Source organism: Candidatus Omnitrophota bacterium, assembly GCA_023227985.1.
Taxonomy (GTDB): Bacteria; Omnitrophota; Gorgyraeia; order Gygaellales; family Profunditerraquicolaceae; genus JALOCB01.
The window spans coordinates 1-14,611 of the sequence record JALOCB010000030.1; the positions used below are offsets into that span (position 1 = coordinate 1).

A 14,611-nucleotide genomic window follows, 5' to 3' on the forward strand; every position below is an offset into this window, starting at 1 on the left:
ATGATCTATCTCGGAGAGGATGTGGTCAACATCCGAACGCTCAAGGAAAAGATCAGCCTGAAGCGCAGGGAAAACCCCGGTCTGGTAGTCATTCTGCGCGCGGATAAACTGGTGGCCTTCAAGAATATAGTTAACGTTCTGGATACGCTTACTGAACTCGGGATATCTAACCTTAATATCGCTACCGTCAAGGAATAACGAAAGAGATGCGGGCCGTTAGCCTTTAACGGCCTTTAGATAAATGAAAACCCTGAAATTAAAAGCAGTCCATCCTACCGCAAGGATCCTTAAAAGCCTGGAAGCCCGCGGCCTTATCCGCAGGCTTGATCCGCCTAAGGCTATTCTTGATTCGCGCTCCGCCAACGGAGCGGTGAGGACAATATATGCCTCAGCGCCCAGATTCGGTTCGCACAAACTTATCTGCATCAAGCTTAATTCTCCTGTCCCTAAACTGAATTCCCATGAAGATAATGAAGAGTTCATCATTGTCAATCCCGGCGGGAACAGGTTGAACCCGGTTTATATACTTATCGCCCTGGATAAACATGAGGCGTTCGAGAGAAAAGCCCGGGGCCCTGGGCTGAGGCCGGAGGATTTTGTCTTTTTGAGAATGAAATACAATGATTTTTCCTGCTGCATATTCACTATGTTAAAAGGCGCGGTACATTGCGAGGTCGCCTTGAAAGGAAAGGCAGGCTTCGGGGCGCCTGTTTTTTTTGTCAGCGAACCCAGCAAGTTGAAAATGAAAATGGCCCGGCTTAACGGCCACGTGTTTTCTTTTAAAAGATAACGGAGGATATTGTGAGGATATTATGTTTTGCGGTTATTGCGTTATTATTTATGTCTGGCGCGTGTTCCGCGGGGTCCGGACAGGCGTTATTAATAGACGATTTTGAGAATCCCGTATCCGCGGGCCCGGACGGTACAGTGGATTTCGGGTCAGGGGGAGGCTCGTCTTTAGAAGTAAAAGCGGGCCTGGATATTAAATATTCGGGTAATCAGTCGTTAGAGGCCGTTTATGACGCTGCCGCCGGCGGTTATATGTGGATAGCCCGGGGTTTTGAGCTGGATTCCCGGAATGCCGGCTGGTTGGTCAAGCCGGACCGGATAAAATGGAAAAAATACGCAGCCATATCATTTTATATGTACGGCAACGGTTCTAATTCCAGCATCGCCTTTGATATAAAGGATAAAGGCAACGAACTTTGGCGGTTCATGGTCACTGACGATTTTAAAGGGTGGAAAAAGGTGGTCTGCCCGTTCAAGTATTTTTTCTGCCGCGGGGATTGGCAGCCGGGCAGCGCAGATAAGAACTCAAAACTCGATTTTCCTTTAAAGAGTTTTCAATTCGAACCAAAGGCGGTTAGCAAAGGGACGCTTTATTTTGATTGCGTGGAGTTGACCCGATAAATTAACCGGATAATGCCCAGGGATTTTTTTCGTTTATCTTATGTTGTATTCATAATGTTCATTGCCGGCTGCGCCACTATCCCGCAGCCGATCCCGCCTGCGCCGATGATCTCCCAGCCTCCCGGCATCTGCCATATAGTCAGAAAAGGAGAGACTCTTTGGCGTATCGCCAAAAATTATAACGCCGATATAAACCAGATCATCCGGGTTAACCGCATACTTGATCCTGCTTGTTTGGGGGTAGGGCAGAGATTACTTATTCCCGAAGGACGATATCCCGCGGTCCCGCAGCCGCCGCGGTCTCGTATCGGAGTGCCGGTAGAACATCTGGTCGGCCCGGTCCGCTATAAGTCCAGGTGGCGTTCGATCACTGTGCATCACAGCGCCACTTCGGGAGGCAATGCCGAGGTATTCGGCCGGAATCACCGGGCAAGAGGCATGGGCGGGTTGTTTTATCATTTTGTCATAGGCAACGGCATCGGTTCTTCGGACGGACTGATCGAAACAGGATGGCGTTGGCGGTCGCAGGCTCAGGTGAACCGCCCCAATGAGATCGAGATCTGTCTGGTAGGCGATTTTAACCGCCAGAATATTTCTGCCCGGCAGTGGGATTCTCTTGTAGGGCTTATTTCGGTGCTGCGCCGGCAATATAATATCCCGGTCAACTGTATCCGCAGGCATAAAGACGTGACCAGAAAGCCAACGGATTGTCCGGGGAAGAATTTTCCGTTCTATAGGTTAAAATCAGAACTTAAGAGGATCCAGCCGTAAAATGACCAAGCGAAGAATATTTTTCGGCCTGTTTTTCTGTGTTTGTTTTGTATCGTTTGTTTTTTGCCTGTATAAGGCTTACAGCGGGCTGCAGGATGTAAAGAAAAGGCAGGCCGCCCTGGAGAAGCGGAAGATTGCCTGGTCATCCCTGGAAAGGGCTATGCGGTCAAAGCTTAACAGTTTTAGCGGCAATGCCGGGATAATTGTGGAAGACCTGAAGATGGGCTGGCGCATATCGCTTAACGAGGATAAACTTTTCCCCTCGGCAAGCATGGTGAAGATCCCGATCATGGCCGCTTGTTTGCGCGCGGTCAGGGATAAAAAGATCTCCCTGGGAGCTAAAATGGTTTTGAAGGCTTCGCATAAGACCGAAGGATCCGGGGTATTAAAAAATAAGCCGGTCGGCTCTAAGTTCACCGTGGATAAGCTCATCGAGCTGATGATCACTAAAAGCGACAATACGGCGGCTAATATGCTTATCGGGCTCTTGGGTTTTGAGTACTTGAATGATTTTTTCAAGAGCGAAGGCCTCGAGCATACCAATCTCAGCCGGAAGATGATGGATTTTCGTCATCGCAAGCAAGGTGTGGAGAATTACACGACAGCCGAAGATATTTCTTTTATCCTTGAGAAGATCTACAGAAAGAGATTTATAAACCGCAGAGTATCCGAAAAATGCCTTGGTCTGCTTTTGAATCAAAAGGTCAACGACAGGATTCCCAGGAAGCTGCCTCAGGATGTCCTGGTGGCGCATAAGACCGGGCTTGAGCGCAATGTCTGTCATGACGCCGGCATTGTTTTTACCGACCAGGGGCATTTCCTGATTTGCGTGCTTACTAAAAGCAGGTCCGGGACGCGAAAAGTTAAGGAATTTATTTCCGACATTTCTTTGTATATCTACAACACCTATGAACGGATGCCCGTTTCATAGAGAAAGGACGCGATATGTTCGTATTGTCTAATTTGCTGAATGCGGTGGCCCAGTTGATAGGCATTATCCTTACGGCGCTGTACTGGCTGATAATAGTCAGGGCTTTGATCAGCTGGGTCAGCCCTGATCCGTATAATCCGGTGGTCCAGTTTTTGTATAAGGTTACTGAGCCGGTCCTTTATCCCATAAGGAAGATACTGCCTTTTTCGCTGAAATTCGGGATTGATATTTCTCCGGTGATCGCTTTCCTGGCGATAATATTCCTGAAGTCGTTTTTGGTGGCCAGCCTGATTGATCTATCGGTCCGGCTGCGGATGGCCGGGTGATATCGCGTACAATTTTGGTTGACAACGGGTTAAAAGATAATAGAATGTAGAAAAAAGGAGGAGATATGAAGAAGTATGTTTTTTTAACGTTCCTTTTAGCCGCATGCGGGTTATTGTTCTTCGGACTGGCTCATTTTGTGGACGCGCAGGAAGGCGCCGCCGCCCCGGATTCAGTAACTTTGGACAATACCTTCGGCAAGGTTACTTTTTCCCATAAGGGGCATACCGCTCAGGGAGAATGCAAAGTCTGCCATCATATGGGCACCCCTGACCAGAAATGCGAGGTCTGCCATACCAAGGATGCCAAGTTGAATTCGCAGAACGCATTCCATAAGAATTGCATCGATTGCCATAAAGAAAAAGCCAGCGGCCCTACGGGCTGTATGGATTGTCATAAGAAATAAGATCGCGGTTATTTCCTAAGGGCGGACGAATTCAGCGGCATAAGAATTAGTCCGCCCTTTTTTCTTGCGGAGGTTTAAAAATGGAAAAGCAGATAAAGGTCCTGTTGGTAGATGATGAGTTGGATTTTCGCAAACTTATGACTTTTTGGCTTGAGTCCAAAGGGTATTCGGTGATCGGCGCCGCTAACGGGGAAGATGCGGTCAGATTAACTTGCGAAGCAGCCCCGGACATCATCTTTATGGACTTGAACATGCCGGTAATGGACGGGGCGCAGGCCTTACGCAAGATCAGGGAATTTAACAAGGATATACCGGTGATAATCATCAGCGCCTATGTCGATGATAAAAGGGCAAAAAACGCCGTAGAAAGCGGCATCTCCGGAGTGTTTTACAAAGGCAAGGATTTTCAGGAGGGGCTTTCTCTATTGGAAGCGGCCTTGAGGACCCACAAACAGCTTAAGCGTTGATCCCGCGGTAAACTTTCCGTTCTACCACGATACAAACACCCAAACAACTTTTTTATTGACAAATATCGAATTTATGATATATCTTAGAGTTATGGTAATTATGAGAACTACTATACATATTAGAATTATGAGAACAGGCTAAAGATATGGAAAAAAAGACAAAGAACCCCAGGCAGGGCAGACTTATCGCGGCGAAAGAGATCACCGGTAAGTATAATATCTCTTACCAGACAGTCAACCATTATACCGATTTCGGTTTGCTGACGATGGTAATGAAAAAAGGCAATATAAGGTTTTATGACGAAGCCCAGGTAAAGTGCCGCCTGGCTAAAATAACCAAGCTGGCCGGAGAAGGGTATTCTTTGCGCCTGATCCGCAAGAAAATGCTGGGGATATAACCTGAAAATGGCCCGGATACCGTTAAGGTTAATTATCGTCCTTTCCTTTATTATAGCGGCGTTGTTTTTGCCCTGCTTTGCCTATTGTCAAAACGCCCCGGACGCTTACGCCGGAGAATTCGCCGGATGGCATGTGAAAGTCCCAATGAATAACTATTACTTTGTCCGAAGCGTCCTGAATATCTTCGGCACAAAATGGGGTGCCACTCCCAAAAACGAAAAGGAGTTAGAGGAACGGATATGGGAACAACTGGTCCTTTCTTTTGAGGCGTTCAAGCGGGGGATAAAAGTGGAAACGCCGGAGCTTGAGGAGGAACTGGGCAAGATGCTCAAGGACGCGAAGGTTGATTTTGACTGGAAAAAAAGCCCCGCGGATTATGAGAAGTGGGTTAAGGCTAAGACCGCAGAGCCGGTTGACTTCTTCCAGAACCAGCTGCGCCACCTCATACAATTAGAGAAATTGCGCAAGCAGGTGTTGGACGGCGTTAAGCCTTCGGTCAGCGAAGAACAGGCATATGACGAATATATCAACGAATACAATACCATAGAGCTGGAGTTGGCTCAATTCGACGAATTAAAAGACGCCCAGGATTATTATAATAAGATGCAGAACCCGGATTTGTGGGATAAGCGGGCCAAGAAAGACCCGAAATTTTTCAAGCGCCCGGGTTTTGTCTCGTTCGAGTTCCTGATAAATATGTGGATGATCCCCAAAGCCGACCTGTATAAGATGCTTAAAATGGAGGTTAATTCCATTTACCCGCCTACCCCTGTATATAAAGGATACGGGGTATTCAGGATCATAAAGAAACGCGAGGCCGACCCCGCGGAATTCCCTAAATTAAAAGATTCATATTTTCAACAGGTGGAAAATATAAAGAAATACGAAGGTTTGAACGACTGGGTCAAGAAATTGAAAGAAGAGGCAGGGATAGTAGTTTACCCCAGGGCCTCTGGCGGGGCAAAAGGCGAATAAAGCATGGAAGACCTGAAAATGAAAAGCGGACCTGCGCAGGATCCCGCAGATAAGGCTTCTGGCGTAACCGCTTCTTTACCATCCGCGGGGATCCTCTGGGCGCGAACCGGGATGGAGAAGTTTTTTAAGTCCGGGTACCGGCAGATAGACCTCAATTTGATAAGCCGGGGGTTGGTTTTATGTATTGTTTTCCTGACGGGTTTTTTTGTTTTTAGCTTTTATTCCTCCTGGAAAGGGTTAAAGCGGGCATCGCAGGCGGATATGGCGCCTGTGCCGGTAAGTAAACAGGAAGGAATGAGCCGGGATGTTTCACCCCTGAAAGGGCTTATTTATTATGTTGACGGGATCGGCAAACGCGATATATTCCGGATGGGCGGTAAATTCGATAACGGGGCGGAAAATGCGACTCTTTCAAAACTTGAGGAATTAGCCCAGACGCTCAAATTAGTAGGGATATCCTGGTCCGATGATCCGGATGCTATGATAGAGGATTCTCAGATGTCGCAAACGTTCTTCGTGAAGAAAGGCCAGAAGATCGGCGAATTTACGGTGGAGAATATATCCAAGGACAAAGTAAGCTTGCGTTCCGGCAAGGAAATCATTGAATTGAAATGAACCGATACCACATAACAAGAAGCGCATTGCTGGCGGCCGCTCTGTTGTTGTCCTGCCGGAGCGGTTTTGCCGAACAGGCCGCTGCGGCGGGGAATAAGGCTACTCAACTGGCCCAGATGTCGGTCCCGCAGAACAATATGCCTTCGGTTGTGCCTATCCTGCCTGTTTCCGGCATAACCGGTAAAATTACCCTGGACCTGCGTAATATCGATGTGGTGGACGCTTTAAAATTCCTGTCCGGCAAGGCCGGGTTGAATATCATAACTACCCGGGCGGTAGCCGGCAGGGTGAGCCTTATCGTGAATAATGCGCCGATCTGTGATGTTTTTGACCTTATGCTGCGCAGTAATAATTTGGCTTATGACAAGAAAGGCGATATCTATAATGTAATGAGCCAGGAGGAATACCGCAGCCTGTACGGTAAGAATTTTTCCGATGTGCGCAAGGTAAAGGTCTTTTACCTTAAATATATGGTCCCTGAGCAGGCCTTCAGCCTTCTTGATATGCTCAAGAGCGAGATAGGAAGGATAATGGTCGACGCCGAGTCCGGAAATATAATGGCCATGGATTCCCCGGCAAGGCTGGAGGTTATGGAACAGGCATTGAAGGATTTTGAGGAGACTAACACGGTAAAGGTGATCAAGCTGAATTACGCCAAGGCCAAAGATATCGAAGAAACGTTAAGAAATCAGCTTGATTCCAAGAAGGTGGGTTTGATCAAGGCGGATGAGAGGGATAATCAGCTTTTGATCCAGGCTTTGCCTGACCGGATGGAACAGATCGAAAGGCTGATAAAGGACCTGGATCGTAAGACTAAAGAGGTTATTATCGATGTGGATATCGTTCAGGTCAGCCTTTCGAACCAGATGGACACCGGGGTGCAATGGCAAGGTTTGATGAATGTCAGCGCGGGTGACGGATTGACTTATATGGGTTCCGTGCCTTTCAGCGCGCAGTCTACCAGTTCGGATGATACCTGGATATCCCGCAAGACAGCCTGGAACACTTCCGGAATAGGTTCCTATTCTTCCAATTATTCCAGCAGTACTACCGGCGCAAAGACCCTCGGCGAAGAACTGCATATCGGCGTGGTCGGGCATAATGATTTTGACGTTGTCCTTAAATACCTGCAGACAGTAGGCAAGACCAGGATAATGTCCAACCCTAAACTGGTGGTGACCAATAACCAGGAAGCTAAGATCCACGTTGGGCAGAAAGAGGCTTATGTCACCACAACTACGACCACCGGCTCATCCACCAATACAGTCTCTGAACAAGTCACCTTTGTGGATGTAGGGGTCCTTTTGTCCGTAGTCCCGAATATCAACGACGATGGTTTCATAAACCTTAAGGTGAAGGCGGAGGTCAGCAGCGTGATAGATGTTCTGGTCACGCCCACCGATAACCAGATACCTATTATTGACACGTCTTTGGCGGAAACAACGGTCCTGGTCAAGCAAGGCTCGACCGTCATAATAGGCGGTTTACGCAAAGAGCAGAAGATCGAATCTGATGAAGGCATCCCTTATCTATCCAAGATACCATTCCTGGGCCGGTTTTTCAGCGTAAAATCGAACGCCCATGAAGTCGCCGAACTCTTGATAATAATGACCCCCAGGATAATAACCGGGGAGGTCCTGGTGACCAGCGCGGGAATAGATAAAAACGAGAAGATCGGATTAAAGTCAACGCAGGATTATGACGACCTGCAGGTTGAAAAACTGCGGGAACAGCTTTCTAATGAAGTGTATGTGCCGTTAGATGAAAAGAAATTGAAGCTTAAAGGGCTAAAGCGCGTCAAGTAGATTTGTTCGCGTCTATAATTTACGCCTGAACTAATCGCACCCGGCGTAATCGGAATATACGCCGGTGTTGAGTCTCAAGTATTTTACACCCGGCGTAATCGGAATATACGCCGGTGTTGAGTCTCAAGTATTTTACACCCGGCGTAATCGGAATATACGCCGGTGTTGAGTCTCTACTCAAGGAGATCATATAAATGAAGAATAAAAATGCCTCTTATTCCCACCTGATCCGTTTATGTCTGTTCATAGCCGCGTGGTTCTTTTTTGCCGGAGCTGCCTTTGGCCAGCAGAATAGTAATGGACTCGACAGGGACTTTTTGATCAGCGAGTTAAAGAACGTTAAGGAGGAATTATCGCTGACCAAGCAATCGCACAATGAATTAAAAGAGCTTTATTCGCAAAAGGAAGCCGAGCGCATCGCCTTGAACGCCAAGATAATCAAGTTGAACAAGGATTTTCAGGGTTTTGAGGGGATGATCGAGATCCTTTCCCGGGAACGCCAGATGCTTCAGGACCAGCAAAAGAAGCTTACTTTGCAGTTGAGGGAACTGCAGTCGCAAAAAGCGAAATTGGAGCAGGAGAATATCAGCCTTATTAAGGATAAAGCCGCCGGCCCGTACCGGGTTGAAGCGGTGAAGGCCGCAGCCGAGCAGGAGAAAAAAGGTTTGACCGAAAAGATCCGGTCGGTGTCCGAAAAGCTCGCCGCGTTAGCCAGGGAGAATAAGGAGATCGGCCAGAAGAATGCCGAGATCGACAAGCAATATCAGGATGCCGCCAAGAAGCTTAAGGATTACCAGAAACAAAGGTCCGGTTTTTCGAAGGATAAGGAGAACCTGTTAAGCCAGATAGGCGCGTGCCAAGGGCAGATGGAATTGTTTCAGCAGAAGGTTTCCAATCTTGAGCAGGAGCGCGCGTCTTTGATGAAGGAAGCTGCTTTGTTAAAGGAAAAACAGGTTTCCAGCGAAGAATTGGAAAGGCTGCGCGCCGCCGCGTATAAGATCGAGCAGCAGGCGCCGATGGCCCAGGAATTGGTTTTGCTGCGCAAAGAGATAAATCAGGTTGAGGATGAAAATAAGAGCCTGCGTCAGGCGAATGCCAGATTAAAGAGTTTTGAAAGCCTGCCCCAGGAACTTACGCTGCTGCGCAAGGAGCTCGGGCGGTGCGAAGAAGAAAATAAGCAGCTCAGGCAGGCGCAGATTGAATCAAAAGATCAGAGCAAATGCCGCCAGGAGATCAGTCAGTTACAAGAGAAGCTCGGCCGGGTTGAAAAAGAGCGCAACCTTTTGCGCACGGAGTCGTTGTATGCCAAAAAGCAGGAAGGTTTCCGGCAAGGTTTAGGAGAGGCGGCCAGCCAGGAATTGGATAAGCTTTACAATGACCTGGCTATTGCCCAGCAGGAAAATCAGAGACTGCGCGAAAAAACCGATAAATGCGTTGAGCAGGCAAACCTTTCTCAAGAACTTATTCAGGTAAAACAAAAACTGGGCCTGGTGGAGAATGAGCGAAATCTTCTGCGCAGCGAAACAATATATGGTAAACGAAATGAAGGCTTCAGGGAAGGGGCTAATAAAGGGATGTCGGAGGATCTGGATAATCTAAGAAAAGAATTGTCCAAGGTCCAGGAGGAGAACGCCAAGCTGCAGGATACCGCTTTAAGCGCTAAAGACGCGCAGATATTGGAAAAGGAACTGGCGCAATTACGCGAAAAGCTGATAAGATCGGAAAAAGAGCGCAACCTGCTGCGCGCGGAGTCGATGTACGCCAAAAAGCAGGAAGGTTTCCGCCAGGGCGTCGGAGAGTCTAGCGCCAAGGAATTGGACAAGTTACGCCGGGAATTAGCCGACGCGCGGCAGGAAAATAAACAATTGCGCGAAGAGTCGGTTAAGTTCATTAAGCAGGAAGGATTGGCTAAGGAGCTTGTTGAGGTCAGGGAGAAATTGGGACAGGTGGAGAAAGAACGCAACCTGTTAAGGGCTGAATTCGCTTATTCCCGCAAACAGGAAGGGATGCGCGAAGGTCTTAAAAAGAACGGCAGGGATGAGATCGAAGGGTTGAAGAAAAAACTCGCTCAAGTGGAAAAAGAGCGCAATCTTTTGCGCGCGGAGTCGTTATACACCAAGAAGCAGGCGGGCTTCCGACAAGGTTTAGGAGAGGCGAACGGCCAGGAATTAGAAAAACTTCGCCAGGATCTGGTTAAGTTGCAGGAAGAAAATCAGCAGCTTCGGGATAACGCTGTGGAATTCCAGAAGCAGGAAGATCTGGCTAAGGCGTTGGCTGAAGTCAGAGAGAAGCTTAACCAGGTTGAGAAAGAGCGCAATCTTTTGAGGTCCGAAGCTGTCCATTTGCGCAGGCAGGAAGGGTTCCGGCAGGGCGTAACCAAGGCTAACTCCGAGGAATTAGATAAAATGCGCCAGGAATTGGCCGACGCCCGGCAGGAGAGTCAGGAACTGCGTGAAAAAACCGAGAAATATATCAAACAAGAGAATACTTCACAGGAGCTTATCCGGATAAAACAGAGGCTTAATCAGGTCGAAAGAGAGCGTAATCTTTTGCAGGCGGAGTCCGTGCATTTACGCAAACAGCAAGGTTTCCGGCAGGGGGCGGATCAGGCTAATGCGCGGGAACTGAGCAAGCTGCGCCAGGATATGGCTAACGCGTTGACTGAGAACAAACGCCTTAAGGAAGACATCTCCGAGAGCGCCCGGAAAAGAGACGATATCCACAAGGAGATATTGCAGCTGCAGAATAAATACGCGCAGCTGCAGACGGACCGGGACAGATTAAAAACGGAGTTGTCCGGGGATAAAGAAGATAAAGAAAAGCTGGTCATTCAATTGGCGCGGTTACAGAAGTCGGAGGAGTTCGCCCTGGCTAAGCGGGAGGAACAGGTAAAGAAAGACCTGCTGGCGAAAGTCGCCAAGCTTGAAAAGGAACTTAAAGACGGCCAGTCATTATCCTACAAACTTATACAGGAACAGGCAGGGTTTCAATCCAAAGAAAAAGAGCTGAACAGCCGGTTGAAGAGGGTGGAAACCGAAAATTCGGCATTGGCGCAGGATAAGAAGAACCTCGTAAGCAAACAAGAGATGCTGCAGTCGGAGTTCTCCCGGGTCTCGGAGGAATTAGCCCGCGCGATGATGCAATATACCGATTCGGCAAAGCAAAACAAAGAGTTTGAGGGCAAGGTTGACGCGTTATCCGCGGAACTTGAAAAGCTGCGCGCCAGGCTTTCCGCCAGTGAAGCCGCACAGGACAGGCTTCAGTCGGCGAATAATGACTTTAGGGCGCAGAATGAGCAATTGGCGCAGGTAGTATCCATGGCTAAATCACAGCGGGAACAGGAACAGGCGTTCAATAAGGCGCAGATGGACCAGTTGAACGCGCAAAAAGAGGGCGAATTGATCCTGCTGAACAATAAATTCCAGCAGCAAAAGGTGGATTACGAGAATGCCAGGAAGAAATTCGAAGAACAGGTGCGTAAGCTCGAAGATCAGAATAAGTTCCTGAAAAACCAGTACGTAGCGATCTCGCAAAAATTGAATGATCCGGCAAAGGCGGTGAACGAGGCGGATGTTATTCCATCGCAACAAGATGCGCTGGAGCCCGCGGCTAAACCGGCGGTGGACAAAGAAGATACCGCGGAAGAGGAGATGATGGCCTTGCGGCAGAAATCCGCCGAACCGGAAAAGAAGCCCCGGGAACCGCAAAAAGCGAAGAGCAAGAAAAGCAGGGTTAAGGACGGCAAACTCCCCGAGGAAAACGCCCTGCTGCATTATAATATGAGCGTTTTATACGCCCAGAACCAGGAATACAAGAAAGCCATAGCCGAATTGAAGAAGGTGATTGAGCTGAAACCCGGCGACGCCGCCGCGTATTATAACCTGGGCGTAATATACGGGGAATATTTGAACGATAAGAAAAAGGCTTTGGAGTATTTCAAGAAATACCTGGCGCTGGCGCCTCATGACGCCGAGTCGGAGAGGGTCAGGAAATATATCGTCACTTGGGAAACTTTCGGCCAGGGATAAGAGATGAAAAATAAACTAACCACGGTTAAAGAAATATCCGGGAAATACGGGATATCCTATCAGACAGTGAACCGCTATTCGGACACAGGGCTGTTGAACGTGGTCCTGAAAAAAGGCAATGTCAGGTATTACGACCGTAAACAGGTGGAAAGGCGCATAGCCAGGATCTCGGCCCTGGCCGGGGAAGGGTATTCTTTAATGTTGATCCGCAAGAAACTGACGGGTATATGAGGATGAGGCTGTTTAAAATACTTTTTCCGTTGGTTATTTGTTCCTTTTGTGGGATAATGTCGGTATTCGGCCAGGATGTAAGTAAGGCGGGCAGCAGGTTGAACCCGCCGCCGTTAGTCAGCGACCTCCCGAATAAGATCATCACTCTGGATTTCCGGGATATGGATATACATGAGGCGCTGAAATTCATAGCGGCCAAAGCCGGCATAAACGTTATCCTGACCAAGAATGTCTCCGGCAGGGTATCGCTTACGGTCAATGACGTATCCTTACGGGATATTTTCGATATCATATTGCGCAGCAACAGCCTGGCGTATGTGAAGAAGGGCAACATCTTCAATATAATGACCGAGGCTGAATACAAAGAGTTCTACGGAAGGGGTTTCTTTGATTCCCGGGTATTTAAGATATTTCGTTTGCAATACGCTATCCCGGAGCAGGCGTTCAATCTTTTGACCACAATGAAAAGCGATATCGGCAAGCTGCTGTTAGACACGGATTCCGGGGTTATCCTGGTCATTGATACGCCCGAGCGGGTAAAGACCATGGAAGATACCTTGCAGGCAATGGAGCATAAGAACGTTATTATGATCTTTGACCTGAAATACGCCCGGGCCAAGGATGTGGAGGACCAGCTTAAGAATCAGCTGGATCTTAAAAAGGTAGGTTCCATTAAATCCGATGAGAGGACCAACCAGGTCATTGTCCAGACCCTACCCGACCGTATGGAAGATATCAGCCGGTTGATCGAAAGCCTGGATCAGAAGACCAGGCAGATCCTTGTGGATGCCAAGATCATCCAGGTCAAATTGACCGATGAAAACAGCTCGGGAGTGGAATGGCAGGGTTTATTCGATGTAGGCGGCAGCGACGGGCTGACTTACCTTGGTTCCACCCCTTTTACCTCGGTTACCACGGATTCGACCGCTGCCTGGAGGTCCCGCTCCAATGTCCTTTCCGATATGGGCGGTAATGTCGGCTCGTATTCTTTTTCAGATTCCAATTCCGGGGCTAAGGTCGGATCGGAGGAAGTGCATTTCGGGATGGTAAAGGGCAATAAAGATTTCGATTCGGTGCTGAAGTACCTGCAGACCCTGGGAGAGACCAGGATCCTTTCCAACCCCAAGCTGGCGGTGGTGAATAATCATGAGGCTAAGATACACGTGGGAGAAAAACAGGCGTACATTACTACCACGACCACCCAGACAGACACCTCTATTACCGTATCCGAAGCTGTTACCTATGTGGACCTGGGGATACAGTTAATGGTCACCCCTACGATCAATCAGGACGGTTTTGTGACCGTTAAGATAAAACCCGAGATATCCAGCGTGGTGGATTACCTGGAGACCGCCAGCAATAACCGGATACCTATAATAGATTCTTCGACCGCCGAGACCATCGTTATGGTCAAGGACGGCTCAAGCATACTGATCGGCGGCCTGACCAAACAGGAAAAGAACACGGATTCCGAGGGGACGCCTTTCTTGAGCAAGATCCCTTTTATCGGCGAATTTTTCAAATCGCGGACAGATAAATCGGTCAGGACGGAATTGGTCGTTCTGCTTACCCCGCATATAATAAGCGGGGACGAGCTGACTACGGGCGATCCCCGCGAATTCAAGAACATCCCGGATAAGGAATACCAGCGCTACGGCGATTTCACCGCGGCCGCTGAAAAAATAGAATATAAATCTTATAACCCGTATCCGAGTATAAAAGGCGAATCGGAGATAATGCCCGGGGGCATCAAGCCCGCGCGAAATTTCTAAAAATGAGGAAAAAACCCGATGCGTAAAATAATTATTTTCTTTCTTGCGGTTATTTTGCTGGGTTTTTCATCGGCGGCCGGAGCGCAGCAGGAAGACAAGAATAAGACTGAATGCGACAGGATCATCGCCGAAAGGGACAACCTTTTAATCCAGCTCAAGAATACCCGCGGATACAAGGATAAAGTCCAGGAGGCGGAGGCTGCGTATAAAAAAGAGGTCCAGGGTAATGCCGCCTTAAAGCAGTCTTTGGAGATAAGCAAGAATAAGGTTATAAATATTGAGCAGAAATACCAGCAGCGGATCGCCGAGTTGGAAGAAAAGATCGTGGATATGGAAACTAAGACTGCGACGTCCTCTGCGGAAAAAGAAACGCTCAAGAATTCGCTTGAAAGATGGGAGATTGAGTATAAAATGTTACCAGAGACAAGGCGGGTCATCAGCAAGCTGGAACGGGAGAAGAAAGACCTGCAAAAAAGC

General features: G+C 48.4%; 16 protein-coding genes. All 16 read left to right on the top strand.

From position 1 onward, the window contains the following. The coding region (locus M0R35_06300; protein MCK9595272.1) for a biopolymer transporter ExbD at positions 1–198 on the top strand (198 nt) is incomplete at its 5' end. A gap of 43 nt (positions 199–241) precedes the next feature. Beyond that, entirely contained in the window at positions 242–790 is a 549-nt protein-coding gene (locus tag M0R35_06305) for a hypothetical protein (protein MCK9595273.1), read from the top strand. Positions 791–840: 50 nt separating this feature from the next. Continuing rightward, on the top strand, positions 841–1,410 hold the full coding sequence (locus M0R35_06310) for a hypothetical protein (protein MCK9595274.1): 570 nt from the start codon (positions 841–843) through the stop codon (positions 1,408–1,410). Between the two features lie 12 nt (positions 1,411–1,422). Further along, positions 1,423–2,181, top strand: a complete 759-nt coding sequence (locus tag M0R35_06315; GenBank protein ID MCK9595275.1) for an N-acetylmuramoyl-L-alanine amidase — start codon at positions 1,423–1,425, stop codon at positions 2,179–2,181. A 1-nt stretch (position 2,182) separates the two neighbouring features. Continuing rightward, a complete protein-coding gene (locus tag M0R35_06320; GenBank protein ID MCK9595276.1) occupies positions 2,183–3,112 on the top strand; it encodes a class A beta-lactamase-related serine hydrolase in 930 nt (309 codons plus the stop codon). Between the two features lie 14 nt (positions 3,113–3,126). Next, positions 3,127–3,438: a YggT family protein gene (locus tag M0R35_06325; GenBank protein ID MCK9595277.1), complete on the top strand. Its 312-nt coding sequence runs from the start codon at positions 3,127–3,129 to the stop codon at positions 3,436–3,438. 65 nt (positions 3,439–3,503) lie between these two features. Further along, entirely contained in the window at positions 3,504–3,842 is a 339-nt protein-coding gene (locus tag M0R35_06330; GenBank protein MCK9595278.1) for a cytochrome c family protein, read from the top strand. Positions 3,843–3,922: 80 nt separating this feature from the next. Next, complete coding sequence (locus tag M0R35_06335) at positions 3,923–4,309, top strand: response regulator (protein MCK9595279.1); 387 nt, start codon at positions 3,923–3,925, stop codon at positions 4,307–4,309. 146 nt (positions 4,310–4,455) lie between these two features. Continuing rightward, entirely contained in the window at positions 4,456–4,707 is a 252-nt protein-coding gene (locus M0R35_06340; GenBank protein MCK9595280.1) for a helix-turn-helix domain-containing protein, read from the top strand. Positions 4,708–4,714: 7 nt separating this feature from the next. After that, the gene (locus M0R35_06345; GenBank protein MCK9595281.1) at positions 4,715–5,683 is read left to right on the top strand and encodes a hypothetical protein; all 969 of its coding nucleotides are present in this window, start codon (positions 4,715–4,717) and stop codon (positions 5,681–5,683) included. Between the two features lie 3 nt (positions 5,684–5,686). Then, positions 5,687–6,298, top strand: coding sequence for a hypothetical protein (locus tag M0R35_06350; protein ID MCK9595282.1), 612 nt, complete (start codon positions 5,687–5,689; stop codon positions 6,296–6,298). Further along, complete coding sequence (locus M0R35_06355; protein ID MCK9595283.1) at positions 6,295–8,103, top strand: hypothetical protein; 1,809 nt, start codon at positions 6,295–6,297, stop codon at positions 8,101–8,103. The genes M0R35_06350 and M0R35_06355 overlap by 4 nt, the downstream gene beginning before the upstream one ends. A 194-nt stretch (positions 8,104–8,297) precedes the next feature. Next, positions 8,298–12,131 carry a tetratricopeptide repeat protein gene (locus M0R35_06360; protein MCK9595284.1) on the top strand — a complete coding sequence of 1,278 codons (3,834 nt, stop codon included), beginning with the start codon at positions 8,298–8,300 and terminating at the stop codon, positions 12,129–12,131. 3 nt (positions 12,132–12,134) lie between these two features. Beyond that, on the top strand, positions 12,135–12,362 hold the full coding sequence (locus M0R35_06365; protein MCK9595285.1) for a helix-turn-helix domain-containing protein: 228 nt from the start codon (positions 12,135–12,137) through the stop codon (positions 12,360–12,362). A gap of 56 nt (positions 12,363–12,418) precedes the next feature. Beyond that, positions 12,419–14,134 carry a hypothetical protein gene (locus tag M0R35_06370; protein ID MCK9595286.1) on the top strand — a complete coding sequence of 572 codons (1,716 nt, stop codon included), beginning with the start codon at positions 12,419–12,421 and terminating at the stop codon, positions 14,132–14,134. 18 nt (positions 14,135–14,152) lie between these two features. Then, positions 14,153–14,611, top strand: a 459-nt coding sequence (locus M0R35_06375; GenBank protein MCK9595287.1) for a hypothetical protein, incomplete at its 3' end; no start/stop codon positions are given.

Bases quoted from the DNA above. Each gene is read 5' to 3' on its own strand.
- M0R35_06330 (MCK9595278.1), top strand. From the start codon at position 3,504: ATGAAGAAGTATGTTTTTTTAACGTTCCTTTTAGCCGCATGCGGGTTA.
- M0R35_06360 (MCK9595284.1), top strand. From the start codon at position 8,298: ATGAAGAATAAAAATGCCTCTTATTCCCACCTGATCCGTTTATGTCTG.
- M0R35_06310 (MCK9595274.1), top strand. From the start codon at position 841: ATGTCTGGCGCGTGTTCCGCGGGGTCCGGACAGGCGTTATTAATAGAC.
- M0R35_06325 (MCK9595277.1), top strand. From the start codon at position 3,127: ATGTTCGTATTGTCTAATTTGCTGAATGCGGTGGCCCAGTTGATAGGC.
- M0R35_06315 (MCK9595275.1), top strand. From the start codon at position 1,423: ATGCCCAGGGATTTTTTTCGTTTATCTTATGTTGTATTCATAATGTTC.
- M0R35_06305 (MCK9595273.1), top strand. From the start codon at position 242: ATGAAAACCCTGAAATTAAAAGCAGTCCATCCTACCGCAAGGATCCTT.
- M0R35_06370 (MCK9595286.1), top strand. From the start codon at position 12,419: ATGTCGGTATTCGGCCAGGATGTAAGTAAGGCGGGCAGCAGGTTGAAC.
- M0R35_06365 (MCK9595285.1), top strand. From the start codon at position 12,135: ATGAAAAATAAACTAACCACGGTTAAAGAAATATCCGGGAAATACGGG.
- M0R35_06320 (MCK9595276.1), top strand. From the start codon at position 2,183: ATGACCAAGCGAAGAATATTTTTCGGCCTGTTTTTCTGTGTTTGTTTT.
- M0R35_06345 (MCK9595281.1), top strand. From the start codon at position 4,715: ATGGCCCGGATACCGTTAAGGTTAATTATCGTCCTTTCCTTTATTATA.
- M0R35_06355 (MCK9595283.1), top strand. From the start codon at position 6,295: ATGAACCGATACCACATAACAAGAAGCGCATTGCTGGCGGCCGCTCTG.
- M0R35_06350 (MCK9595282.1), top strand. From the start codon at position 5,687: ATGGAAGACCTGAAAATGAAAAGCGGACCTGCGCAGGATCCCGCAGAT.
- M0R35_06340 (MCK9595280.1), top strand. From the start codon at position 4,456: ATGGAAAAAAAGACAAAGAACCCCAGGCAGGGCAGACTTATCGCGGCG.
- M0R35_06335 (MCK9595279.1), top strand. From the start codon at position 3,923: ATGGAAAAGCAGATAAAGGTCCTGTTGGTAGATGATGAGTTGGATTTT.